The 22,122-nt window shown below is 72.5% G+C and carries 23 protein-coding genes and 2 pseudogenes; 11 read left to right on the forward strand and 14 right to left on the reverse strand.

Annotated elements, in window-relative coordinates; all coding sequences use genetic code 11:
* Positions 1-64 precede the first annotated feature (64 nt).
* The 4 genes from ACIPXB_RS26745 to ACIPXB_RS26760 form a co-directional block, all read right to left on the reverse strand.
* Positions 65-1,276 carry a pyridoxal phosphate-dependent aminotransferase gene (locus ACIPXB_RS26745; RefSeq protein WP_401453932.1) on the reverse strand — a complete coding sequence of 404 codons (1,212 nt, stop codon included), beginning with the start codon at positions 1,274-1,276 and terminating at the stop codon, positions 65-67.
* Between the two features lie 191 nt (positions 1,277-1,467).
* Complete coding sequence (locus ACIPXB_RS26750; protein ID WP_401453933.1) at positions 1,468-1,926, reverse strand: protein-tyrosine phosphatase family protein; 459 nt, start codon at positions 1,924-1,926, stop codon at positions 1,468-1,470.
* 51 nt (positions 1,927-1,977) lie between these two features.
* Positions 1,978-3,183: a hypothetical protein gene (locus ACIPXB_RS26755; protein ID WP_401453934.1), complete on the reverse strand. Its 1,206-nt coding sequence runs from the start codon at positions 3,181-3,183 to the stop codon at positions 1,978-1,980.
* A 78-nt stretch (positions 3,184-3,261) separates the two neighbouring features.
* Complete coding sequence (locus tag ACIPXB_RS26760) at positions 3,262-3,810, reverse strand: dihydrofolate reductase family protein (RefSeq protein WP_401453935.1); 549 nt, start codon at positions 3,808-3,810, stop codon at positions 3,262-3,264.
* A 62-nt stretch (positions 3,811-3,872) separates the two neighbouring features.
* Between ACIPXB_RS26760 and ACIPXB_RS26765 the strand changes: the two genes are divergently transcribed.
* Positions 3,873-4,349 carry a macro domain-containing protein gene (locus ACIPXB_RS26765; RefSeq protein ID WP_401453936.1) on the forward strand — a complete coding sequence of 159 codons (477 nt, stop codon included), beginning with the start codon at positions 3,873-3,875 and terminating at the stop codon, positions 4,347-4,349.
* Positions 4,350-4,479: 130 nt separating this feature from the next.
* Entirely contained in the window at positions 4,480-4,935 is a 456-nt protein-coding gene (locus ACIPXB_RS26770; protein WP_401453937.1) for an excalibur calcium-binding domain-containing protein, read from the forward strand.
* A gap of 102 nt (positions 4,936-5,037) precedes the next feature.
* Here the strand turns inward: ACIPXB_RS26770 and ACIPXB_RS26775 are convergent, their stop codons facing one another.
* Together ACIPXB_RS26775 and ACIPXB_RS26780 are read right to left on the reverse strand one after the other, a co-directional pair.
* On the reverse strand, positions 5,038-5,838 hold the full coding sequence (locus ACIPXB_RS26775; RefSeq protein WP_401453938.1) for a hypothetical protein: 801 nt from the start codon (positions 5,836-5,838) through the stop codon (positions 5,038-5,040).
* An 80-nt stretch (positions 5,839-5,918) separates the two neighbouring features.
* Positions 5,919-6,023, reverse strand: a pseudogene (locus tag ACIPXB_RS26780) (transcriptional regulator); the annotation flags it as partial.
* Between the two features lie 109 nt (positions 6,024-6,132).
* Between ACIPXB_RS26780 and ACIPXB_RS26785 the strand changes: the two are divergent.
* Positions 6,133-6,522, forward strand: coding sequence for an ATP-binding protein (locus ACIPXB_RS26785; protein WP_401453939.1), 390 nt, complete (start codon positions 6,133-6,135; stop codon positions 6,520-6,522).
* 22 nt (positions 6,523-6,544) lie between these two features.
* The gene (locus ACIPXB_RS26790) at positions 6,545-6,892 is read left to right on the forward strand and encodes a peptidase inhibitor family I36 protein (protein WP_401453940.1); all 348 of its coding nucleotides are present in this window, start codon (positions 6,545-6,547) and stop codon (positions 6,890-6,892) included.
* A gap of 13 nt (positions 6,893-6,905) precedes the next feature.
* Here ACIPXB_RS26790 and ACIPXB_RS26795 read toward each other — a convergent pair whose 3' ends face one another.
* Positions 6,906-7,367 (reverse strand): nitroreductase family deazaflavin-dependent oxidoreductase, encoded by a 462-nt coding sequence (locus ACIPXB_RS26795; RefSeq protein WP_401453941.1) that lies wholly within the window; start codon positions 7,365-7,367, stop codon positions 6,906-6,908.
* Positions 7,368-7,458: 91 nt separating this feature from the next.
* On the opposite strand from ACIPXB_RS26795, the gene ACIPXB_RS26800 reads away from it, so the two are divergent.
* Positions 7,459-8,517, forward strand: coding sequence for a LysR family transcriptional regulator (locus tag ACIPXB_RS26800; RefSeq protein ID WP_401453942.1), 1,059 nt, complete (start codon positions 7,459-7,461; stop codon positions 8,515-8,517).
* Here ACIPXB_RS26800 and ACIPXB_RS26805 read toward each other — a convergent pair.
* Positions 8,451-8,879, reverse strand: a pseudogene (locus tag ACIPXB_RS26805) (peptidylprolyl isomerase); the annotation flags it as partial. The gene ACIPXB_RS26800 and the pseudogene ACIPXB_RS26805 overlap by 67 nt on opposite strands.
* 369 nt (positions 8,880-9,248) lie before the next feature.
* Between ACIPXB_RS26805 and ACIPXB_RS26810 the strand changes: the two are divergent.
* A complete protein-coding gene (locus tag ACIPXB_RS26810; RefSeq protein ID WP_401453943.1) occupies positions 9,249-9,704 on the forward strand; it encodes a hypothetical protein in 456 nt (151 codons plus the stop codon).
* A gap of 70 nt (positions 9,705-9,774) precedes the next feature.
* Here ACIPXB_RS26810 and ACIPXB_RS26815 read toward each other — a convergent pair whose 3' ends face one another.
* Positions 9,775-9,972 carry a hypothetical protein gene (locus ACIPXB_RS26815; RefSeq protein ID WP_401453944.1) on the reverse strand — a complete coding sequence of 66 codons (198 nt, stop codon included), beginning with the start codon at positions 9,970-9,972 and terminating at the stop codon, positions 9,775-9,777.
* 187 nt (positions 9,973-10,159) lie between these two features.
* On the opposite strand from ACIPXB_RS26815, the gene ACIPXB_RS26820 reads away from it, so the two are divergent.
* Complete coding sequence (locus ACIPXB_RS26820) at positions 10,160-11,521, forward strand: carbohydrate-binding protein (protein WP_401453945.1); 1,362 nt, start codon at positions 10,160-10,162, stop codon at positions 11,519-11,521.
* A gap of 99 nt (positions 11,522-11,620) precedes the next feature.
* Here ACIPXB_RS26820 and ACIPXB_RS26825 read toward each other — a convergent pair whose 3' ends face one another.
* Genes ACIPXB_RS26825 through ACIPXB_RS26835 form a run of 3 tightly spaced genes read right to left on the reverse strand, consistent with a single transcriptional unit; the run spans position 11,621 to position 15,496 of the window.
* Positions 11,621-12,631 carry a YdcF family protein gene (locus tag ACIPXB_RS26825; RefSeq protein WP_401453946.1) on the reverse strand — a complete coding sequence of 337 codons (1,011 nt, stop codon included), beginning with the start codon at positions 12,629-12,631 and terminating at the stop codon, positions 11,621-11,623.
* Between the two features lie 4 nt (positions 12,632-12,635).
* The gene (locus tag ACIPXB_RS26830; RefSeq protein WP_401453947.1) at positions 12,636-14,210 is read right to left on the reverse strand and encodes an amidohydrolase family protein; all 1,575 of its coding nucleotides are present in this window, start codon (positions 14,208-14,210) and stop codon (positions 12,636-12,638) included.
* Between the two features lie 5 nt (positions 14,211-14,215).
* Entirely contained in the window at positions 14,216-15,496 is a 1,281-nt protein-coding gene (locus tag ACIPXB_RS26835) for an alanine racemase (protein ID WP_401453948.1), read from the reverse strand.
* A gap of 148 nt (positions 15,497-15,644) precedes the next feature.
* Here ACIPXB_RS26835 and ACIPXB_RS26840 point away from each other — a divergent pair, with 148 nt between their 5' ends.
* A complete protein-coding gene (locus ACIPXB_RS26840; RefSeq protein ID WP_401453949.1) occupies positions 15,645-16,394 on the forward strand; it encodes an IclR family transcriptional regulator in 750 nt (249 codons plus the stop codon).
* Positions 16,391-16,816, forward strand: coding sequence for a RidA family protein (locus tag ACIPXB_RS26845; protein WP_401453950.1), 426 nt, complete (start codon positions 16,391-16,393; stop codon positions 16,814-16,816). The genes ACIPXB_RS26840 and ACIPXB_RS26845 overlap by 4 nt, the downstream gene beginning before the upstream one ends.
* An 83-nt stretch (positions 16,817-16,899) precedes the next feature.
* On the opposite strand, the gene ACIPXB_RS26850 is transcribed toward ACIPXB_RS26845, so the two are convergent.
* Positions 16,900-18,237, reverse strand: a complete 1,338-nt coding sequence (locus ACIPXB_RS26850) for a M14 family metallopeptidase (RefSeq protein ID WP_401453951.1) — start codon at positions 18,235-18,237, stop codon at positions 16,900-16,902.
* A gap of 109 nt (positions 18,238-18,346) precedes the next feature.
* Entirely contained in the window at positions 18,347-20,041 is a 1,695-nt protein-coding gene (locus tag ACIPXB_RS26855) for a chitinase (protein ID WP_401453952.1), read from the reverse strand.
* Positions 20,042-20,436: 395 nt separating this feature from the next.
* On the opposite strand from ACIPXB_RS26855, the gene ACIPXB_RS26860 reads away from it, so the two are divergent.
* The gene (locus ACIPXB_RS26860; protein ID WP_401453953.1) at positions 20,437-21,300 is read left to right on the forward strand and encodes a hypothetical protein; all 864 of its coding nucleotides are present in this window, start codon (positions 20,437-20,439) and stop codon (positions 21,298-21,300) included.
* A 112-nt stretch (positions 21,301-21,412) separates the two neighbouring features.
* Positions 21,413-22,120, forward strand: coding sequence for a Flp pilus assembly protein CpaB (cpaB, locus tag ACIPXB_RS26865; protein ID WP_401453954.1), 708 nt, complete (start codon positions 21,413-21,415; stop codon positions 22,118-22,120).
* The last annotated feature ends 2 nt before the right edge of the window (positions 22,121-22,122 follow it).

Consider the following 22,122-nt stretch of genomic DNA (forward strand, 5'->3'; position numbering starts at 1 on the left):
CGTCAGGAGACCATCCTACATTGGATCCGGTCTAAAGTTGAGCTGTATCCGATTGAAGGCCGTATCAGGGCTGGCTGTAACCGTCCAGGAAGGTGCCGATCCGGGTCACGGCATCGGCCAGGTCCGGGGCGGCGGGCAGGGTCACGATCCGGAAGTGGTCGGGCTCGGACCAGTTGAAGCCGGTGCCGTGCACCACCATGATCTTCTCGGCCCGCAGCAGGTCCAGGACCATCTGCCGGTCGTCCTTGATCTTGTAGACGGCCGGGTCCAGGCGCGGGAAGAGGTACAGCGCGCCCTTCGGCTTCACACAGGTGATGCCGGGGATCCCGGTGAGGATGTCGTACGCGGTGTCGCGCTGCTCCAGCAGCCGCCCGCCGGGCAGCACCAGGTCCTCGATCGACTGCCGCCCGCCCAGCGCGGTCGCCACGGCGTGCTGCGAGGGCATGTTCGCGCACAGCCGCATGTTGGCCAGGATCGTCAGCCCCTCGATGTAGGAGGAGGCGTTCTTCTTCGGCCCGCAGACCGCCATCCAGCCCGCGCGGTAGCCGGCCACGCGGTAGTTCTTGGACAGCCCGTTGAAGGTCAGCGTCAGCAGGTCCGGGGCGATGGCGGCGGTGTTGGTGTGCGTGGCGCCGTCGTACAGGATCCGGTCGTAGATCTCGTCCGAGCAGACGATCAGGTTGTGACGGCGGGCGATGTCCGTCAGCCCGCGCAGCATGTCGTCGTCGTAGACGGCGCCCGTGGGGTTGTTCGGGTTGATGATCACCAGCGCCTTGGTGCGGTCGGTGATCTTGCGCTCGATGTCGGCGAGGTCCGGCATCCAGTCGGACTGCTCGTCGCAGCGGTAGTGCACGGCCGTGCCGCCGGCCAGCGAGACGGAGGCGGTCCACAGCGGGTAGTCCGGTGCCGGGACGAGCACCTCGTCGCCGTCGTCGAGGAGTGCCTGCATGGACATCTGGATCAGCTCGGAGACGCCGTTGCCGAGGTAGATGTCCTCGACGTCCAGTGCGATGCCCTTGGTCTGGTAGTGCTGCATCACCGCACGGCGTGCGGACAGCAGCCCCTTCGCGTCCCCGTAGCCGTGGGCGTTGCCCAGGTTGCGGAGCATGTCCTCAAGGATCTCCGGCGGGCACTCGAAGCCGAAGGCCGCGGGGTTGCCGGTGTTGAGCTTGAGGATGCGATGACCTGCCGCTTCGAGCCGCATGGCCTCTTCGAGGACGGGGCCGCGGATCTCGTAGCAGACATTGGCGAGCTTCGTTGACTGGATCACCTGCATGACGGGAGCTTACGGGGCCGGGGGCCCGCCCGCTTCGGCATTCCGGCCGATCGGGCCGTGCCGAAATGTCCAGATTGACGGGACGGGTGGGTGGGGGCGGCGGCCGCCCTTGGAAACGGGGGCGGAGGTGGGCCCGGACCTGCGGAATGCCTGGACGGTGTACGGGCGCCCCGGCGCGGATGTTGCGCTCGTCACGCGGAGGCGTCGGGCGGCCCGAACCGCCGCACGTACCGCGCCTGCCAGGGGGTCTCGACGGCGCGGGGGTGGTAGTGCCGCCGTACGAACGCCACGGCCCGCTCGACCGGCACCCCGTCGAGCACGGCGAGGCAGGCCAGCGCGGTGCCCGTACGCCCCCGCCCGCCACCGCAGGCCACCTCGACCCGCTCACCGGCGGCCCGCTCCCAGACCTCGCGCAGGGCGGCGTACGCCTGGCGATGGCTGCTGGGCACCCAGAAGTCCGGCCAGCGCAGCCACCGCACCTCCCAGGGCGTAGCGCCGAGGTCGGGCTCCCTGCCCAGCAGGAGCAGCCCGAACCCGGGCACGGCCCCGTCGGGCACCCCCCACCGCACCCCCCGCCCCCGCACCAGCCGCCCGGAAGGCAACCGCAACACCCCGGGGCCGGCGGGGTCCCAGGCGTCGGCGGCGGTCATGCGTCCACGGTACGGGGTGAGGGGCGGAGGCGGGCCTTTTCGGTTTCGGGGTCAGCGTTCGTAGTTCGTCAGGACGCAGCCGTCCACCTGGGACTTCTCCAGGCGGTAGCCCGACGGGGCCTTGAAGCCCGGTTCGCAGTTCAGGTAGAGGAACTGGAGCTGGTAGAGGCCGTGGCGGACCGACTTGTCGTTGGTCTCCACCACGATGTTCTCGCCGACCATCAGCTTGCTGACCGTGGCCTTCAGGCGGCCGTCCTTCAGGTCCTCCTGCTGCGCCGCCTTCGCCTTCTGCTGGAGCGTCTTCATGTCGGAGACCGTGCTCAGCCAGTTCAGGTTGTGCGCGCGCCGCTCCCCGCCCAGATCGCCGCAGATCGCCCGGTCCTTGATGCCCCACGCGCTGGGTGCGCCGTCGACGGCCGGGGCGTAGTCGATCGAGCTGACCGCGACCGCGTCGGCGGCCGTGGACATGTTCGTGCAGTCCACGGTGTGCGGGTGCACCAGCTGCTTCAGCTCGTTCAGGCTCGACGCCTTGGGCAGGCCGAGGCTGCCCTGGGCCGGCTGGCCCGGCTTCTCGGAGGCGTCGGGGTTCTGCGGGTGCTCGAAGTTCGGGCTGCCGGAGCCGTCCGAGCTGTTGACGAAGTCGCTCAGCATGCAGTGCTCCACCAGCGCGGCCTCCCGCTTGTAGCCCTCGGGAACCCGGGACATCGGGTTGCAGGTCAGGATCCGCAGGTCCGACCTGGACAGGAGCAGGGCCGTCTTGGTCGAGGTCGGCGTGACGGCGAAGTTCTTGCCGACGAAGACGCGGCTGGTCTGGCCGTACGTACCGTTGCCGGCCGCGATCTTGTCCATGACGTGCTGCTTGTAGCGGGTCTGGAACTCCTTCATGTCCGAGGTCATGTAGAAGATGAGCTCCCCGCGCTCGACCCGGTCGCTGCACACGCCGCGCTGGGTCACCGACCACTTCCCGACCGTCGTGAGGTCGGTGAGGGGCAGGCGCGAGTCCTTCGGGTTCGTGCTCAGGTCCTCGCACGAGACCGTCTGCTGCTGGACGTAGCGCTGCGCGTCGGCCAGGGAGGTGATGCCGTCCGTGCCCGACCCCGCGGCCGCGCCGCCCGCGGCGGCCGGTTGCGAGGGGGCGGCGGCGGGCGTGGTGCCCGGCCTGGCGCCGGGCTCCTTGTCCTCGCACGCGGTGAGCGTGGCGAGGGCGACGAGGGTGGCGGCGGTGGCGAGGGCCCGCTGGATCCGCTGGAGGCGCATGGCTCGCTTTCGTGAGGGACGGGCGTATGGCGTGCACATGCTAGGCGGGGCGGGTCTGCTTGATCAAAGTCCGTGTGCTCAGCGGCCGGTGAGCGTGTACGTCGTCTGCATGAACCCGGCGTCCAGCACCTTCGCGGCGGTGAGCCGCAGGTCGAGGTCGGCGTCGAGCTCGCCGAAGGGGCGGATGCCGGAACCGATCAGGACGGGGGCCGTGGTGAAGGTGAGTTCGTCCAGCAGCCCCTCGCGCACGAAGGTCTGGATCAGCCGGCCGCCGTCGACGTAGACGTTCTCCGCGCCGGAGGCGGTCAGGTGGGCCAGCAGGTCCGCGAGCGTGCGGTGGACGGTGACGCGCTCGTCGTCGGTGGTGAGGGTGGTGCTGAGGACGGCGACGCGCTTGCCCTCGTACGGCCAGAAACCGAAGGTCAGGACCTTCTCGTAGGCCTTGCGTCCCAGGGCGACGGTGTCGATGCCCGCCAGGAACTCCAGGTAGCCCGTGTCGCCGGCCAGCGCGCCGCGCGTGGTGAGCCACTCGATGTCGCCGTCGGGACGGGCGATGAAACCGTCGAGGCTGACGCCGATGCTGACGGCCGTCCGGAACGAGCGGTCGGTGGGGTGGTCGGTTGCCATGGCTGGTCGGCGCCGCCTTCTGCCTCGGAGGGGATGTCAGTGGGAGGTTGGAGGATAGGCAGATGGAGCCGTTGAGAGTCATCCGGGGGGATGCGACGAGTCCCCAGGCCAAAGGGCCGAAGATCATCGCGCACGTGTGCAACGACCTCGGGGGGTGGGGAAAGGGCTTCGTACTGGCGCTGTCGAAGCGCTGGTCCGAGCCGGAGGCCGCGTACCGGGCCTGGCACCGCGGGCGCAGCGGGAACGACTTCGCGCTCGGCGCCGTACAGGTGGTGCAGGTCCGGGCGGACGTGTGGGTGGCCAACATGGTGGGCCAGCGCGGCATACGCACCGGCAGCAGCGGGCCGCCGATCCGGTACGAGGCGCTGGAGCGGTGTCTCGACGCGCTGGCCGGGCACGCGCTGGAGCTGGGGGCGTCCGTCCACATGCCGCGCATCGGGTGCGGTCTGGCGGGGGGCACGTGGGCCCGGGTGGGACCCCTGGTGGAGCGGGCGTTGTGCGAGCGGGGGGTCGCCGTCACCGTCTACGACGTCGGGTGAGGGGAGACGCTGGGGACTGGTATGCGGAATTGCGTGTGGGGGGTGCGGGGCTGTGGAACGATGGCGCCCCCGCTCGGTGACACCGCACTCCCGAGCCGGGCATCTCCGCGCCGCCGAAGGGAACTTCCGCATGCCTTCCGCCCTGCCGTCCGCCGTGACGTCCGCATCCCGCCCCACCCGCCCCACCCGTCGCACGGTCGTGCTCGCGTACGGGTGCATATCCGCCGCGCTCCTGGTCTCCGCCGTCGGCTGCGGCACGTCGTCCGCGCCGAAGGCGGACGCCAAGCCGGCGCCCACGGTCACCGTGACGGCCACCGCCACCGTGACGCCCGAACCGGTGGCTCCCACGGCGACGGTCACCGCGACCGCGACGGTGACCGTCACGGCGCCCGCGCCGACCGTCACGGTGACGGTCACCTCGTACGCCCTGTCCACGACCGGCGGGAGCGGCGGCGGTGGGGACGGCAGTGCCTATTACAAGAACTGCACGGCGGCCCGGGCGGCCGGCGCCGCCCCCGTGCGCCGCGGCGAGCCGGGCTACGGCCGCCACCTCGACCGGGACGGCGACGGCGTCGGCTGCGAGTAGGCCCGTCCTGCCCGTCCTGCCCGTCGGTCACGTGCGGTCGGCCGCCAGCCACCGCCGGCCCTGGTGTTGCCGCGGAGGTGCCCGCCTCGGTCCCGGTCGCGGTCAGCCTCCCGCGCGGGCCGCCAGGGCCTTCGTGAGCAGACTGCCTGCCACGATCAGGGCCACCCCCAGCCACCACATGTCGTCGAAGATCAGGACGGCGATCCCGATGGGCACCAGCAGCCCGGCCAGCGGCAGGAGCAGCCCCGCCAGGTGGGGCGGCTCCGGCCCGGGCTGCCCGGCCTCGCGCAGCGCGCGGGCGCGGACCACGTCCGGGTACCAGGCGGTGAAGCGCAGCGCCGCCACGATCGCCAGGATCTGGATGATCCATCCGGTCCAGATGTTGTTCGGGTTGCGCAGCACCAGATCGCCGTACGCGCCCGCGACGGCCGCGACCAGGAAGGCCAGCCCCCACACCCCGGTGATGACGTAGTTCGTCCGCAGGAACGCGGGCGAGTCCCAGTGCGCCCGGTCGACCTGCTCGCGCGCGTACTGGAGGGTGAACGGCATCCGGACCGCCATCGAGCCGAACGCGATCAGGAAGAGGGCGATGTTGGAGACCTCGCCGGCGTACGTCTCCAGCCACCGCCGGGTGCCGTCGCTCGCGAAGGCGCCGACGACGGCCATGCCGGCGAAGAAGACCAGGTCGGCGATCTCCAGCAGCTTCCAGGAACTGCCCCGGTGGACGATCCGCCCGGCGGCCACGAGCACGATCGTGGTCACCAGGGCGAGGACGACCGCGATCTCGAACCGGCCGGGACCGACCAGCAGCGAGAAGATGATCCACGGGGCCATGCCGATGACGGGGTTCTCCAGGAACCCCGCGACGGCACCGCGGCCCGTGGCGGGTGCCTCGGGCGTCACACCTCCAGACTGCCCGGGGACGCTCCATCGGGCCATTCGGGCGCCGACGGACCGGTTCTGCGTACGGCTGAAGCTGCGGGGTCCGCCGCGTACCCGGCTTCCGCGCCCAGTTCCTCCCGGGACACCCCCGCCTCCGTACGCCACAGCTTGATCTGGTTGCCGCAATACCGCCACGCCTCGTTCATCGCGCCTGTCCTCCCCGGGTACCGCCTGGGTACAACGGACAGCACCCCCGGTGCCGTTGCTCGTGCGGCCCTTACCCGGCGCGGGAGGCTGCGGACCGCAGAGGAGACCGTGGACACGGCGGTGCTGCTGCTCAGCGAGCTGATGGCGAACGCCACCCGGCACGCCCGGGTGCCACCCGGCCGGGAGGTGTGGATGCGGGCCGCGTGGGCGGACGACCGGCTGCGGGTGGAGGTGCTGGACGCGAACCGGGCGCTGCCCGTGGTCCGGGCCGCCCGGGCGGCGGACGAGGGAGGGCGGGGGCTGGCGATCGTCGCCGCGCTGGCGGGGGAGTGGGGGCGTACCCGCGGGCGTGCGGGATCGGGAAGGTGGTGTGGTTCGAGCTGGCGGCGCCGCGCGGGGAGTTGCTCTGATCGGGTGGTCTCGGCGTGCTGGGCTGGCATGTCCACCGGGACGCTCGCGATCATGATCGGCGTCTCGGCCCGGTCGGGCCATCCCTGACGCTCCCCCCACGGAGGCTTCCATGAAGCTGCGTTCCCTGGCGTTCGCCGCCGCCGTCTCGCTGACCTCGTTGTTGATGCCCACCAGTGCCTCGGCGGCCGGCGCCGTGCCGGCCTGTCCCGGGGGTTCGGTCTGCTTCTACTCCAAGGCGGACTACCGCGGCCAGAGCTGGGAGTGGACGCGGCACAGCGGTTACCGGGACATGCCGGCCGGGCTGCACGACCACGTCGGGTCGTTCGTCGCGGGCACCGACGCGTGCTTCATCAACTGGGGGCCGAAGGAGACGCGGTCCGTCCACAACGGCGACTGGCGCCGTGACTACCAGGGCGACTTCGGCGGGCGGATCGACGGCGTCGGGCCCACCTGTTAGCCCGCCAGGCGGCTCAGTCCGCCAGGGCGGGCGTCCGCTCGATGATGACCAGGGGGATCTCGCGGTCCGTGCGCTCCTGGTACTCGTCGTACTGGGGCCACAGGCCCGTCATCACGCCCCAGTACGTCTCCCGCTCCTGCGGCGTCGCCGTGCGGGCCTTCGCCGCGCAGACCTCCGCGCCGACCTGGACGCGGATCTCCGGGCAGGCCAGCAGGTTGCGGTACCACGCGGGGTGTTCGGGGGCGCCGCCGTTGGAGGCGACCACCAGGAGGCGGTCCTCGTCCTCGCCGTAGATGAGCGGGGTGCGGACCGCCCGGCCCGAGACGCGTCCCACGGTGGTGAGGAGGAGGGTGGGGACGCCGTGCCAGATGTGGCCGTCCGTGCCGCCGGTTTCGACGTACGAGCGGACGTGGTCGAGCTGCCAGCCGGGGCGCGGGTCGGTCGGGTGGTCCCAGTCGACGTCGGTGGAGTGCATACCGGGTGAACGACGGACGACCGGCAGGCGTCACGTTCCTTCTGGCTCCCGACCGTAGCGCGAGGGGGCAGGTCTGGACCAAGCTCGGGGGATGGACTTGGAGTTGAGGCACCTCAAGACGGTCAGGGCCATCGCCGACGCCGGAAGCCTGACCAGGGCGGCCACCGCCCTCGGGCTCGCCCAGCCGGCGCTCAGCGCGCAGCTGAAGCGGATCGAGCGGGTGCTGGGCGGGGAGCTGTTCACGCGCGGCCGGGACGGGGTGCGGCCCACCCCGCTCGGCGAGCTGGTCGTGGAGCGGGCCCGGGTGGTGCTGCCCGCGCTGTGCGAGCTCCAGGAGGAGGCCGTGCGCTTCGCGCGGCAGGGGACCGAGGGGTACCGGCTCGGCGGGACGCACGGGCCGCTGCTGGGCGGGGTCGTCGACCGGATCGCGCGCGGCGAGCCGGGGGCCGGGGTGGCGACGTACACCGCGTGGTCGGAGACGGAGATCGCCCGGCAGGTCGCCGAGGGGCGGCTGGACTTCGCGCTCGTCGGGGTGTGCGGGGAGAGCGCGCCGCCCGAGCCGGGGCGGCTGGCGTGGCTGGAGGTGGCGCGGGACCCGGTGCTCGTGATGCTCGCCGAGGACCATCCGTTGGCGCCGCGCGCGGAGATCGGGCTGGCGGAGCTGGCCGCGGAGGCGTGGACCGACGTACCCGGCGACGGCTGCTTCGGGGACTGCTTCGCGGCGGCGTGCGTGCGGGCCGGGTTCACGCCCGCCTGCGTGTACGAGACGGATACGGCCTCCTGCGTGCACCTGGTGCAGGTGGGGCGGGCCGTCGGGCTGTGCCGGGCGACGTTCCCCGCCACCCCGGGGCTGGTGACCCGGCCGCTGGCCGGGGCGCCGCTGGTGTGGCGGCACCTGCTGGGCTGGCACCCCGCGGCGCGCGCGGCGGCCCGGGCCGCGGCCGTACTCGACCACGCCCGGGCCGCGCACGCGGAAGCGCTGGCCCGCTCAGCGGCAGCGGTTCAGGAAGCGGCTCAGAGGAGCTCGGCCTTCTCGATGACGACCGGCTCGACGGGGACGTCGGCGTGCCCGCCCGCGCGGCCGGTCTTGACGGCGGCGATGGAGTCCACGACGTCCTGGCCCTCGGTGACGGCGCCGAAGACGGCGTAGCCGAAGCCCTGCATCGTCTCGGAGGTGAAGTCGAGGAAGGCGTTGTCCGCGGTGTTGATGAAGAACTGCGAGGTCGCGGAGTGCGGGGCGCTCGTGCGCGCCATCGCGACCGTGTACTTCTTGTTCTTCAGGCCGTTGGTGGCCTCGTTCTGCACCGGCGCCTGGGTCGGCTTCTGGTTCATGTCGGCGGTGAAGCCGCCGCCCTGGTTCATGAAACCGGGGATGACCCGGTGGAAGATCGTTCCGTCGTAGTGCCCGGCCTGCACGTACGAGAGGAAGTTCGCGACGGTCAGCGGCGCCTTCTCCTCGTTCAGGTCGATCACGAGGGCGCCATGGTTGGTGGTCAGCTTGACCTGGGGCATTGCGGTGTCCGGTCCCTTCTCGGGGTGAGGTTTTTTACGCTCCAGCTTCGCAGACGCCTCCCTTGAGTCGATCAGTCGGCAGGCTTCACACTCGGTGACATGCGACGACGTGGGGTGAGGGCCGGCGTGGCGGTGGCGGCGCTGGTGGTGCTGTCGGTGGCGGGTTGCGAGGGCGGGACGGCGGCGGGGGGTTCCCCGGGCGGGGCGTCCGGAGGGGCGTCAGGCGGGGCGTCCGGAGGGTCCGGGCCGCGTGCGTCCGGGACCTCGGCCCCGGGTGGTGGCAGTGCGGGTCAGGGGGGTGGCTCGGCCCGGCCCTCGGCGACGCCCGGGGGCAAGTTCCCGGGGACCCTGCCGGTCCCGGGCAGGACGGTGGACAAGGACGGCCTGAAGGCCCCGCGCGACAAGGTCTGGCCGTACGAGGACGGGCTGCCGGGCGGCATCAACGACGTCGGGCCGCTGGACCCCTTCCGCCCGGCCGGGAAGTCGGGCGGGTTCATGATCACCTGTATGCCGAAGATCCACGACGGTACCGGCGTCTACCTCACCCCCTCGAACGGGCGGGCCTCCTTCAAGGCGCACGCCGTCCTGGCCGAGTACCGCTACCCCGAGGAGCCGGCGGTGAACGGCAGGCTGCCGGCCCGCTCGGCCTGGCGGAAGGCGCCGGCGGTGGTGATCAGCCCCTCCTCCGGGACCCTGGAGAGGGGGGCGAAGATCCCCCTGGTGGTCAGCGGCCGCTTCTCCCTGGGCGACAAGAAGTTCTTCCTGGTCGTGGAGAACGGGGACCGGAGCAACAGCATCACGATCCCGTTCGAGTGCTTCCGCTGAGCGGCGGCCCGACCGCGCTCCCCGGCCCCTCCGCCCGGGCGCGCGGAGGGGCCGGGGCCGTACGTGCGTACTACGGCAGGTAACGCTCGATGACCTGCGGCCCCTCCTTCTCGATCAGCTTCCGGGCCTTCTCCACCCGCTCCGGAGTCGGGTCCGCGCCCGTCGCCATGACGAGGTCCTCGGGGTCGTAGGCGCGTTCCCCGCCGGTCCACAGCTTGGCCGGGCGGGCCTTGCCCCCGGGCTGCTGCTCGTCGCCTTCAGTGGCCATGTCGTACCTCCCTCGGATGCCCCCAGGCCCCCATCCTGCGACGGCCCGCGCATGAACGCATGTCGGCCGGACGGGTGGCGGGGCCATAACGCGAAGGGAGGGGCCAACTGGCAGCTCCCGCGCCCCGGTCGGGGATTCCTAGGGTTTCGGCAGACCCCCACCGAACCTCCGACCGAGGAGATCCCCCATGCTCAAGCGACACGCCCGCGCGGCGTGTACCGCCCTCGCGGCCGCCGGTCTGCTGCTCGCCGGTACGGCCGGTACGGCCGGCGCGAGCGCCGCCGCCGCGGCCGCCGGCGACGCCCCGTCCGCGGCCGTCACCCTGCGCACCGCCGACGCGCAGCCCGAGCTGCTCGCCGCCCTCCAGCGCGACCTGGGCCTGGACCCGGCCCGCGCCCGGGCGCGGCTGGCCAACGAGGCCGCGGCCGGGGCCACGGCCGCCCGGCTGCGGGCGGACCTCGCCGGGTCCTTCGCGGGGGCCTGGGTGGACGGCGACCAGGCGCAGACGCTGACCGTGGCCACCACCCGGGCCGCCGACACCGCCGCGATACGCGCCGCCGGGGCGCTCGCGAAGGTGGTCCCGCACGCGCTGGGCACGCTGGACGCCGCCAGGGCCGCCCTGGACGCGGGCGCCACCGCCGCGACCCCGGTCCGCTACGTCGACCAGCGGGCGAACGTGCTGGTGGTGGAGGAGACCGAGGCGGGCGCCGCGGCCCGGCTGCTGGCCGCCGCCAAGGTGCCGGCCGGCCTGGTACGGGTGGAGCGGACGGCCGAGGCACCGCGTCCGCTGTACGACCTGCGGGGCGGGGACGCGTACTACATGAACGGCAGCGGCCGCTGCTCGGTCGGCTTCCCGGTGACCCGCGGGACCACGCAGGGCTTCGCCACCGCCGGGCACTGCGGGCGGGCCGGGACGACGACGACCGGGTTCAACCGGGTCGCGCAGGGCTCGTTCCAGGCGTCGGTGTTCCCGGGCAGCGACATGGCGTGGGTGGCCGCGAACTCCTCCTGGACCGCCACCCCCTACGTCAAGGGCAGCGGCGGTGCGAGCGTGCAGGTCACCGGCTCGGTGCTGCAGCCCGTCGGGGCCTCGGTGTGCCGCTCCGGCTCGACCACCGGGTGGCACTGCGGCACGATCCAGCAGCACAACACCTCCGTCACCTACCCCGAGGGCACGATCTCGGGCGTCACGCGCACCACGGTGTGCGCCGAGCCCGGGGACTCCGGCGGCTCGTACATCTCCGGCAGCCAGGCCCAGGGCGTGACCTCGGGCGGTTCGGGGAACTGCTCCAGCGGCGGCACCACCTTCTTCCAGCCGCTGAACCCGCTGCTGTCCGCGTACGGGCTGACGCTCAAGGTCACCGGCTCCGACCCGGGCCCGGGCCCCGGCCCCGAGCCGGAGCCGGGCGGCAGCTGGAAGGCGGGCGCGGTGTACGCCGCGGGCGACACCGTGACGTACGGCGGCGGCAGCTACCGCTGCCTCCAGGGCCACCAGGCGCAGACGGGCTGGGAGCCGCCGAACGTGCCGGCGCTGTGGCAGCGGGTGTAGCGGCCCGTACGGAACCCCCACGGGGCGGAGGGGCCGCGGCTGCCGGGGGGCAGCCGCGGCCCCGGCCGTTCCCGGCCCGGGGTTCAGCGCGGCGGCGGCTCAGTGGGACAGCAGGGCGACCAGTACGCCGAAGGCGGCCAGGATGCCGCAGATGATCAGGTTGACCCCGCGGTGCTCCCAGAAGACGGCGACGAACTCGCGGATGGTGGCGCTGGGCCAGAAGTAGCGGGCGGTGGGCGAGCCGAGGACCTGGCCGTCGACCCCGGCCTTGCGGGCCATCATCGCGGCCCGGAAGGCGTGGAAGTTGTTGGTGACGACCACGCACCGGTAGCCCGGGACGGCCTCCGCCATGATCGTGCGGCTGAAGGCGAGGTTCTCCTCGGTGGTGCGGGAGCGGTCCTCCAGGCGGACGTGTTCCTCCGGGACGCCCTGGGCGATCAGCCAGTCGGCCATGGCACGGGACTCGGCCAGCTTCTCGTCCTCGCCCTTGCCGCCGGAGGTGAGCAGCACCGGCACCCGGCCGCCCCGGGCGAGCTGGGCGGCGTAGATCTGCCGGCCCTTCTCCAGGCGGGAGGCCAGCAGCGGCGGCACCCGCTCCCCGCCGATCAGGCCCGAGCCGAGCACGACGACGAAGTCGACGTCGCCGCGGACCCGGATGCGTCCGTAGAGGTAGGCGTAGCCGAGGAAGCACAGGAAGACGAACGAGACGTAGACGCTGATCAGGGTGAGCGCCGCGACGACGCCGTCGAGGACGAGGGAGCCGGAGAGCTGAACGGCGATCAGCAGGCCGATCATCCCGAAGATGGCGAGACCGGCGAGCATCGAGAGCAGGTTGGCGGGCCGGCCGCCCTCCTTGCGGATCATCGTGACGCCGTTGGCGATCAGGAAGACGCCGAGGGCGACGACCCCGAACAGGGGCAGCGCGAAGACGGCCACGAGGACGAACTGGGCCAGCCAGAAAGGCAGTTTGGCCACCTGCCACAGCAGGGCCAGCGAGGTGAGGATGAACGTCAGGCCGAGCAGGACGGCGTTCTGGAAGCGCCGGCGGTCCTTGCGGACGCTGACGCAGAAGACGAGGAAGAGCAGGAGCGCGGGGGCGAAGGCCGACATGTGTTCATCGTATGGGCGGCGCAAGGGGCGTCCGGCGGACGGAGCGGCCGGCCAGGACGTCCGTGCGGCGCCCGTCGCGGATGACGGGGCGGCCGTCGATCAGGACGTGCGGGATGCCGGCGGGCAGCGCGCGCGGGCGTGCGTACGTCGAACCGGCCGCGATCTCGCGGGGGTCGAAGAGGACCAGGTCGGCGCGGAAGCCGGGGCGGAGCAGGCCCCGGTCGGGCAGCCGCAGGCGGGCGGCGGGGCGGCCGGTCAGGTGCGCCACGCACTCCTCCAGGGTGAGCACGCCCAACTCGCGGACGTAGTGGCCCAGGTAGTGCGGGAAGGTGCCGTACGCGCGGGGGTGCGGTTTGGCGCCGCGCAGGATGCCGTCGGAGCCGCCGGTGTGCGCCCGGTGGCGCATGATCGTGCGGACGTTCTCCTCGTGGCCGACGTGCTGGAGGACGGTCGTGGCCAGCCGGTCCTCGATCAGCAGGCGGCGGGCGCTCTCCCAGCCGTCCAGCCGCCGGCCCACGTGGTGGGCCAGCGCCGGGTCGCCGGTGCCGGAGATCTCCACCGCTCGCCAGTCCACCGGCACCCCGTGGCAGCCGTCCGAGCCCTGTACCTCCAGCGCGTGGCGGATCCGGTCGGCGCTCGCGGGGTCGGCGAGGCGGGCCAGGACCGCGTCGGGGCCGCCCTCGCCGGCCCAGCTCGGCAGCAGCGCCACCAGCGTGGTGGAGCCGGCGGTGTACGGATAGGTGTCGAAGGTCAGGTCCGCGCCGGCCGCCAGGGCCCGGTCCAGGAGGGTCAGCAGCTCGCCGCCCCGGCCCGCGTTCTCGGCGAAGTTCATGGTGGCGTGGGCCAGGTGCAGGGCGCAGCCCGCCGTGCGAGCCAGCTCGATCATCTCGGCGTAGGCGCGCAGGGCGCCGCGGCCGTAGCTGCGGTGGTGCGGGCAGTAGTAGCCGCCGTAGGAGGCCACGACCCGGCACAGCGCGGTCAGTTCGGCGTCGTCGGCGTACATGCCGGGGGTGTAGGTCAGCCCCGAGGACATGCCGACGGCGCCCTGGCGCAGGCCCTCGGCGACGAGCTCCCGCATCCGGTCGACTTCGGCGGCGGTGGCCGGGCGGTCGGTCCAGCCCACGACCTGGGCGCGGACGGTGCCCTGCGGGACGAGGTAGGCGGCGTTGACCGCGATGCCGCGGTCGAGGCGGTCCAGGTACTCCCCGACGGTCCGCCAGTCCATCCCGACGTCCGCGCCGTCCCCGTTCCAGCCGGCGATGGCGGTGCGGACCTCGCCGAGGGTGCGCTCGTCGGCCGGCGCGTACGACAGCCCGTCCTGGCCCAGGACTTCGAGGGTGACGCCCTGGGCGGCCTTCGCGCTGTGGTCGGGGTCGCGCAGCAGCGCGAGGTCGCTGTGGGCGTGCATGTCGATGAACCCGGGGGCCAGCGCGAGCCCGTCGGCGTCCAGGGTGCGCCGGCCGCCCGCGCGGATCCGGCCGATCTCCACGATGCGGCCGTCGTGGACGGCGACGTCGGCGGTGTACGCGGGGCCGCCGGTGCCGTCGAGGACACGGGCCCCGCGTACGACCAGGTCCACGGCGGCTAGAAGAACGTACGGATCAGGTCGCCGACGGTGCCGTCGGCGTCGACGACGGGGATCAGCGGCCACTTCTCGAAGATGGTGCAGGGGTGGGACATGTCGAGCGCCACCCAGTCGCCGACCTCCAGGGCCGTGCCGGGCTCGGTCTCCAGCCAGGCGTGCTGGTCGGAGAGCTTGACCACGCGCACGCCGGTCGCCGGGCGCTCGGTGCCGCCCTGGGCGTCGCGCACCAGCTCGGCCTCGGGGAGCCCGAGGTCGTAGGCGATGTCCCGCTTGCCGGCGTTGACGAAGGCCTGGGTGGGGGAGGGCCGGGAGACCACCTGGGTCCACAGCCGGAACGCCGGGCGCAGCCCGCCCTCCTCGGGGACCCGGTTGAAGGGGGTGAGCCGGGTGTACCAGCCGTGGTCGTGGGAGACGTACGCGCCCGAGCGCAGCAGCTTGAGCACCGGGCGGGACAGCCGCGGGAGTTCGGCGAAGACCTCGGCCACGGAGTCGAACCAGGCGCTGCCGCCCGCGCTGACGACGATCTCCGGTACGTCGGCGAAGCGGCCGTCCTTGTCGAACTCGACGGCGAGCGCGGTGAGCCGGCGCAGCCAGGCGGCCACCCGGTCGGGGTCGGCGTCGGGCACCTCCGCCTCGTAGCCGGCCACGCCGACGAGCCGGAGGGTGGTGGTGGCGGCGACGGCGTCCGCGACGGCCCGGCAGTCCTCCTCCGTACGGGCTCCCGTACGGGCGCCCTCGCCGGCGCCGAGCTCCACGACGACGTCGAGCGGGCGGGTGGTGCGGCCGGCCAGGGCCCGGTCCATGAGCTGGACCCCGCGCACGGAGTCGACGTAGCAGACGAAGGTGAGGCCGGGGTCGGCGGTGAGCTCGGCGGCCACCCAGTGCAGGGCGGCGGTGTCCACCAGCTCGTTGGCGAGGAAGATCCGCTGGATGCCGAAGGCGCGGTAGACGCGGGCCTGGTGGGGGACGGCGGCGGTGATGCCCCAGGCGCCGTGGGCCAGCTGGCGCTCGAAGAGCTGCGGGGCCATGCAGGTCTTGCCGTGCGGGGCGAAGGCGAGCCCGTGGCGGGCCGCGTAGGTGCCCAGGGCGGTCAGGTTGTGCTCCAGCGCCTCGGCGTCCAGGGTCAGCACGGGGGTGGTGAACCCGCCGGTGAAGAGGTTGCGGCGCTGGGCGGCGAGCTCGCCCACCGTGAGGGCGGCGGCCTCGGCGTCCGGCGGCAGGCCCTTGAAGCGGTGGTCGAGGGGTTCCCGGGCGAGGTCCCGTACTGCTGCGCCGGTCATGGGTGCCTCCTGTGGTGCGCTGGTCGTACGCGACGCGCTCGTTGCGCTGGGTGCAACGGTCGTTGCGTGAGGTGCTCGCCGCTGTCTAACATCCCGCGTGACGGCGGGTCAACGCCGACCGCTGCCCGCCGGGAAGGGACCGACCGCCATGAGCCAGTCGCTCGACCGGGCCCTGCGCATCCTGCCGCTGCTCGCCCGCGGCGCCGCCGGGCTCGGCGAGGTGGCCGGCGCCCTCGACGTGCACAAGAGCACCGCCCTGCGCCTGCTGCGCACGCTCGACGAGCACGGGTTCGTCTACCGGCAGAACGACGGCCGCTACCGGCTGGGTTCCCGGCTCTTCACGCTGGCCGCCGAGGCCGTCGAGGGCCTGGACCTGCGCGAGATCGCCCACCCGCACCTCGTGGCCCTCAACCAGGCCACCGGCCACACCGTGCACCTCGCCCTGCACCAGGACGACGAGGTCCTCTACGTCGACAAGGTCGACAGCCGCTATCCGGTACGGATGTACAGCCGTATCGGCAAGCCCGTCCCGCTCACGGTCGCCGCCGTCGCCAAGGTGCTGCTGGCCGACCTGCCGGAGGCCGAGCGCCGGGCGCTGGCCGCCCGGATCGACTACCCGCGCTACACCGCCCGCTCGACCCCCGGCGCCGAGGCCTTCCTGCACGAGCTGGACCTCGTGCGCGAGCGGGGCTGGGCCACCGACCTCGGCGGGCACGAGGAGAGCATCAACTGCGTCGGTGCGCCCGTGCGCGGCCCCGGCGGGCGGGTCGCCGCCGCGATGTCGCTCTCCGCGCCGAGTGTGGTCGTCAGCGGCGAGGAACTGCTCGGACTGCTGCCCCTGGTACGGCGCACCGCCGATGCCATCAGTGAGGACTACTCAGGAGAGGACGGCGCGTGACCGACACGAGCGGCACCGAGAAGACCGCCATCACCCCCGCCACCCACACCGCCCCGCCCGCCGCCTTCTCGCACGGCGTGCGCAAGGGCAACCTCCTCCAGGTCGCCGGCCAGGTCGGCTTCCTGCCCGCCGTCCCGGGCCGGCCGCCCACGCCCGCCGGGCCCACCCTGCGCGAGCAGACGCTCCAGACGCTGGAGAACGTCCGCGCGGTGCTCGAGGCGGGCGGGGCCGGCTGGGACGACGTGATGATGATCCGCGTGTACCTCACCGACACCGGTCACTTCGCGGAGATGAACGAGATCTACGACGCCTACTTCGCGGAGCAGGGCCTGAAGCAGGCGCCGGCGGCCCGGACGACCGTGTACGTCGGGCTGCCCGCCGGTCTGCTCGTCGAGATCGACGCGCTCGCCGTCCTGGGGTGACGCGCGAGGGGCGCCCCCCTGGCGGTGGGGCGCCCCGTGGCACGTACCAGCGGACCCGCTCAGCCGAAGAGCGGATCAGCGGGTCACGGCGTCGTGCAGTACTGCGCCTCCTTGCCGATGGAGCGGTACATGCAGTCGGCGTTCTCCAGCAGCTGGAGCACCGCGTCCTTGTTGCGCGCGGTCTCGCGGTCGATCACCTCGTCGGGCGGGTAGAAGCCCCCGCCGCCGCTCCTCGGGTACATCTCGAAGGTGTACCCGAAGATCTTCTGGTCGCCCCACAGCCAGTCGTCGATCGTGCCGTCGGTGATGTAGAGGTCGCTCGCCTGCTCCGGGGTGTAGCCGTTGCTCGCGGCCATGTTCTGGCCGATCTTCTTGAAGGCCGCCAGGTCGTCGGCCGTCAGGCCGGGCGCGGTGTCGTTGTAGGTCCAGCCGTACGGCCACAGCACGAGCTCGCTGTACGTGTGGAAGTCGATCGCGGCCTTGATCTGCTGCTTGCCGCCGACCACCCGGCCGCGGACGAAGTCCGAGACGGCCTTGACCTCGGGCGCCGACTCGGCGGCGGGACCGCGGTAGGTCTCGGAGCTCTTGCTGCCGCTGGAGCCGCCGCAGCAGCCCCACTTGTAGTTCCAGTTGCGGTTCTCGTCCGTGCCGACGTACGAGGAACCGGCGTTGGGCTGGCGGTTCTTGCGCCAGGAGCGGTAGGAGCCGGTGGCGATGTCGTACTCGCCGCCGTCGGGGTTGAGGTCCGGGATGATCCAGATCTCGCGGCCGTTGACGGCGTTGGTGATGCGCGACTCCGAGCCGTACTTCGAGCCGAACTCCTTGAGCAGGTACAGCGCCATCTCGACGGTGAGGTGCTCGCGGGCGTGCTGGTGGTGCGTGAACAGCACCTCCGGCTCGTTCTCGTCGGTCGCCACGTTGTCACTGATCTTGATCGCGACCAGGTCGCGGCCCTGGTACGACTTGCCGATCACCTTCTTGCTCATGATGGCCGGGTACTGCGCGATGCGCTGGTCGATCTCGGTCATCATCTCGGCGAAGTTGTGGTAGCGGGAGTCGGCCGAGGGGAAGTCCATGGGCGCCGCCGTCAGGCCCGGCAGCGACCGGTCGGGCGGGCCGGGGAGGGCTTCCAGCTTGTAGCCGAGCGAGCGCAGCTTCTTCGCCTGCATGGTGTCGGCGCTGACCACGACCGCGTGGTCGTCCACCTCGTCGACGGAGACGCCGTGGGCGAGGAGCGCGGTGCGGTCGGCAGGGGTCGAGGGGCCGTGGATCTCGTACTGGACGATGGCCTCGTCCTGGGTCGCGGTGGACGGGGTGGGCGGCGATGAGGCCGTCGCGCTCATACCGTAGGCGGGTGCGCCGAGGGCGAGCGCCAGCAGGGCCGCGACGGTGGCGGTCCTCCTGCGAGTGCGTAGCCGCATGCGATCTCCTGGGTGTGGAGTGTGGGGGTAGCCGTGCGGACGCGCACAGCGTGCGCTTCTGACATGGCCCGGTCAAGAGGTCCGAACCGGCCACCCCCACACGTACCCGCTACGGCAGGTTGTGCACGTGCGGACCCACCGCGTTGGACCACGCGTTGCCGGCCTTCGCGTCCCAGTTCGTCGACCAGGTCATCGCGCCGCGCAGCCCCGGGTAGGTCTTCGACGGCTTGAAGGATCCGCAGTTCGTGCCGCGGGTGAGGCAGTCCAGGGCGTTGTTCACCACGGCCGGCGACACGTAGCCGCTGCCCGCCCCGCTGGGCGAGGCCGGGACGCCCAGGCCCACCTGGGACGGGGCCAGGCCGCCCTCCAGCTGGATGCAGGCCAGGGCCGTGAGGAAGTCGACCGAGCCCTGCGAGTAGACCTTGCCGTCGCAGCCCAGCATCGAGCCGCTGTTGTAGTACTGCATATTGACGACGGTGAGGATGTCCTTGACGTTCAGCGCCGTCTGGAAGTAGGCGTTCGACGTCGACTGCATGTCGATCGTCTGCGGAGCCATCGTCAGGACCAGCGAGGGGCCCGCCTTCTGGGACAGCGAGCGCAGCGCCTGGGTCATGTAGGTGGCGTTGAGGCCGTTCTCCAGGTCGATGTCGATGCCGTTGAAGCCGTACTCCTGCATCAGCGCGTACGCCGAATCGGCGAGGTTGTTCGCCGAGGCCGCGTCGTTGACCGTGATGGTCCCCCGCTCGCCGCCGATCGACAGGACGACCGACTTGCCCGCCGCCTTCTTCGCGGCGATGTCGGCCTTGAACTGGGCCACCGTGTAGCCGCCGAGGCCCGCCGAGTCGAGGTTGAAGGCGATCGCGCCGGGCGTGGCGGTGGCGTCGGCGAAGGAGACGGCGATGATGTCGTACTGGGCCTGGACCTCGGAGAGCTTCTGGACGGTCGCGCCGTTGTTGAAGTTCTGCCAGTAGCCGGTGACCGCGTGCCGGGGCACGGCCGGGTTGCCGGGATCGCCGCCGCCACCGGTGGTCCGGCCCGGCACGGGGGCCGAACGGGGGCCTTCACCCGCCTGGTTGTACGCGCTCACCTGGAAGGAGTAGGCCGTGTCGGGGGTCAGTCCGCCGAGCGTGGCGGTGGTCCCGGAGACGGTGGCGACCCGCGCGCCGTCCCGGTGGACGTAATATCCGTCCGCTCCGCTGACCGCGTTCCACGAAAGGGTGAGCGCGTTCGGGCTCTGGCCGGAAACCGCGAGTCCGGACGGCGCGCCCGGGACCGAGGGGCCGGGGTCGGTGCCCCCGCCGCCGTCCGGGCCGAAGACGGAGAAGGCGTCCACGTGGTAGGCGGGCTGCCCGTACCAGCCGTGGGTGTAGACGGTGACCTGGGTGGTGGAGGGGCCGGTGGTGAAGGTGGTGGACAGCTTCTGCCAGCCGCCGCCGCTGCCCGGGGTCCAGGTGGAGACGTCCTGGGTGCCGGTGCCGCTCGCGCCGAGATAGACGTAACTGCCCTGGACCTGCGTGCTCAGCGTGTACGTGGAGTTCGGCTTGACCGTGACGGTCTGGCTGCACCGGGCGTTGTCGGACCCGGCCGGGGTGGCCTTGAGGGCGCCCGCTCCGGCGAACACCGGGCCGGCGACGGCGGCGCCGCTGCCGGCCGTGCAGCTCCAGTTCGACAGACCCGACTCGAATCCGCCGTTGCGGGCGACATCGACGTCGGCCGCCCGCGCCGTGCCGGCGGTCAGGGCGGTCAGTCCGGTGGCGGTGAGAGTGGCGGCGCCCAGCAGGGCGAGGGAGCGTATGCGATTCACGAAGGGCTCCGGTGGGGGGAGTTGGGGATTTCGTGGTGAGTGGGACGCGGGGCGACGGGTAGGGGCGTGGGAGGTGGGGAAGTGAAGTGGGGGACCCCGCGCCCAAGTTGGTCCAGACCAATCCGTCTGTCAAGAGTCTTCGCAAAGTGGCTGGAAATGACTGATCTCCGGATCTGCGTTGTCTGCGTTGTCCGCATTTCCCGCGGGTTCTCCGCACCCTGTGATCGCATGGGCACCCACAGGAATCGACAAGGCCCTGCCCGACCGGCGATGACGTGGATATGGTGCTGGGGCAGGAGGGGAGAGCGTCGATCGTTCGCGGTCGCGCAGCGGGTGCGTGTACGTGGCGGCGACGCGAAACGTCCGTGGCGCAAGGGGTGAACGGGGGAATTCGCGTGCCGACCGCCATCGCTGTCACCAGCGCCGATCTGGTGCTGCCCGCCCCCGACCGGCACACGCCGGCCGCCGCCGTGCTCACCGGCCCCGACCGGACCGACCTGGCGGGCTCGCTCGCCGAGACCGCCACCCTGCTGGAGCGGTACGGGCACGTGGTCACCGTCGTCCCCAGCTGGCTGCCGCCCGCCACCGCGCGCCGGCTGCACACCGTACGGTCCCTCCTGGAGAGCGACCGGATCGCCCTCCTGGAGACCGATCTGCCCCCGTTGGGCACCGCCCTGCTGGTACGTCAGTTACGCCAGCTCACCGTCTGCGACTTCAGCCCCGGCGTCATCGCCTCCGCCGCCCGGCTGCTCTCCCACTACGTCTACGCCGGCGCCCTGCTGGGCTCGGTCGCCAAGCTCGACCGGGTGCCCGTGGGCCTGCGCGCCCACGCCCGGTCCTGGTCACCGGGCGCGCTGTTCGCCGTACTGGCCCATCCGACGCCGCACCTCGCCAAGCTGGGCACCCCGGCGGCCCAGCTGCCGCCCGGACCCGGCTTCGCCACCCACCTCACCTTCGCGCGCGGCCAGCTCACCTCCGACTGGGTCACCGCCGAACTGGCCGGCGCCTGGCAGGTCCAGGGCGTCCTGGAGAACCCGCTGCCGGACGACTCCGCCTCCTGGTGGGCCACCGGCAGACTCGTCGAGTTCGCCGCCGCCATCCCGGACCTGACGGTCCTCTACCAGCTCGTCGCCTCCGTCCGCCGGGAACGGTGCCGCTGGTGCGGGCTCGAACTCATCGGCGACCGCTGCGGCTTCTGCGCGGCGCGGCAGTCACCGGCGGCCCCGGGCGCACCGGCGCCCGCGGCCGCCGCTTCCTGACCCTGGCCTCCGACCCTGGCCTCCGACCCTGACCCTTCATCTCGCCCCCGACCTCTGACCCCGACGGACAGACCGCACCGCCCGACCCCCGAACGACGAGGTAGTACGGCCCATGAACTCACGCCAGCGCCGCGGCGTCATCCTGCTGCTCCTGTCGGTCCTGTGCGCCCTGGCGGCGTTCGCCGGCGTCCTGTCGGTCATCGGCGACGTCAACGCGAAGGTCGGGCGGGAAGTGGTGGCGTACGAGGTCAAGAACGGCATAGCGCCGTACGCCCCGCTGAAGGCGGCCGACTTCGACGAGGTCAGGATCCCCCAGCGGTGGCTGCCGCCGAACGCCGTCACCGACCTGGCGGCCCTGCGCGAGAAGACCACGCTCGTGCCGCTGAAGAAGGGCAGCCTGCTCCAGAGCGACATGCTCGTGGACCGGCCCACGCTCCAGCCCGGCGAGCAGGAGATGGCCATCATGATCGACGCGGCCACGGGCGTCGCCGGAAAGATCACCCCCGGTGCCCGGGTCAACATCATCGCCACCTTCCAGGGCGCCAAGGAGACCGACCCCGACCGGTCGGTGATCATCGTGGCCAACGCCCGGGTGATCGGCGTCGGCCAGCTCACTCCCGTGGAGAAGACCAGCGGCGACCGCAAGGGCCCGGACGAGGCCGTGCCGATCACGTTCGCCCTCGACACCAAGGACACCCAGCGCGTGGCGTACGCCGAGTCCTTCGCCGAACACGTCCGGCTGGCCCTGGTGGCACCGGGCGGCGAGGGCCGGCAGCCCGCCCCGAACGAGCGCACGTACACCCTCGACGGGGACAAGTGAGG

Origin of the sequence: Streptomyces sp. NPDC090022 (assembly GCF_044748145.1) — a bacterium.
Taxonomy (GTDB): domain Bacteria; phylum Actinomycetota; class Actinomycetes; order Streptomycetales; family Streptomycetaceae; genus Streptomyces.

What these genes read in the sequence shown, in the direction of transcription:
- ACIPXB_RS26745 (WP_401453932.1), bottom strand. Translation starts at nt 1,276, where the DNA reads ATGCAGGTGATCCAGTCAACGAAGCTCGCCAATGTCTGCTACGAGATC.
- ACIPXB_RS26750 (WP_401453933.1), bottom strand. Translation starts at nt 1,926, where the DNA reads ATGACCGCCGCCGACGCCTGGGACCCCGCCGGCCCCGGGGTGTTGCGG.
- ACIPXB_RS26755 (WP_401453934.1), bottom strand. Translation starts at nt 3,183, where the DNA reads ATGCGCCTCCAGCGGATCCAGCGGGCCCTCGCCACCGCCGCCACCCTC.
- ACIPXB_RS26760 (WP_401453935.1), bottom strand. Translation starts at nt 3,810, where the DNA reads ATGGCAACCGACCACCCCACCGACCGCTCGTTCCGGACGGCCGTCAGC.
- ACIPXB_RS26765 (WP_401453936.1), top strand. Translation starts at nt 3,873, where the DNA reads ATGGAGCCGTTGAGAGTCATCCGGGGGGATGCGACGAGTCCCCAGGCC.
- ACIPXB_RS26770 (WP_401453937.1), top strand. Translation starts at nt 4,480, where the DNA reads ATGCCTTCCGCCCTGCCGTCCGCCGTGACGTCCGCATCCCGCCCCACC.
- ACIPXB_RS26790 (WP_401453940.1), top strand. Translation starts at nt 6,545, where the DNA reads ATGAAGCTGCGTTCCCTGGCGTTCGCCGCCGCCGTCTCGCTGACCTCG.
- ACIPXB_RS26795 (WP_401453941.1), bottom strand. Translation starts at nt 7,367, where the DNA reads ATGCACTCCACCGACGTCGACTGGGACCACCCGACCGACCCGCGCCCC.
- ACIPXB_RS26800 (WP_401453942.1), top strand. Translation starts at nt 7,459, where the DNA reads ATGGACTTGGAGTTGAGGCACCTCAAGACGGTCAGGGCCATCGCCGAC.
- ACIPXB_RS26815 (WP_401453944.1), bottom strand. Translation starts at nt 9,972, where the DNA reads ATGGCCACTGAAGGCGACGAGCAGCAGCCCGGGGGCAAGGCCCGCCCG.
- ACIPXB_RS26820 (WP_401453945.1), top strand. Translation starts at nt 10,160, where the DNA reads ATGCTCAAGCGACACGCCCGCGCGGCGTGTACCGCCCTCGCGGCCGCC.
- ACIPXB_RS26825 (WP_401453946.1), bottom strand. Translation starts at nt 12,631, where the DNA reads ATGTCGGCCTTCGCCCCCGCGCTCCTGCTCTTCCTCGTCTTCTGCGTC.
- ACIPXB_RS26835 (WP_401453948.1), bottom strand. Translation starts at nt 15,496, where the DNA reads ATGACCGGCGCAGCAGTACGGGACCTCGCCCGGGAACCCCTCGACCAC.
- ACIPXB_RS26840 (WP_401453949.1), top strand. Translation starts at nt 15,645, where the DNA reads ATGAGCCAGTCGCTCGACCGGGCCCTGCGCATCCTGCCGCTGCTCGCC.
- ACIPXB_RS26850 (WP_401453951.1), bottom strand. Translation starts at nt 18,237, where the DNA reads ATGCGGCTACGCACTCGCAGGAGGACCGCCACCGTCGCGGCCCTGCTG.
- cpaB (WP_401453954.1), top strand. Translation starts at nt 21,413, where the DNA reads ATGAACTCACGCCAGCGCCGCGGCGTCATCCTGCTGCTCCTGTCGGTC.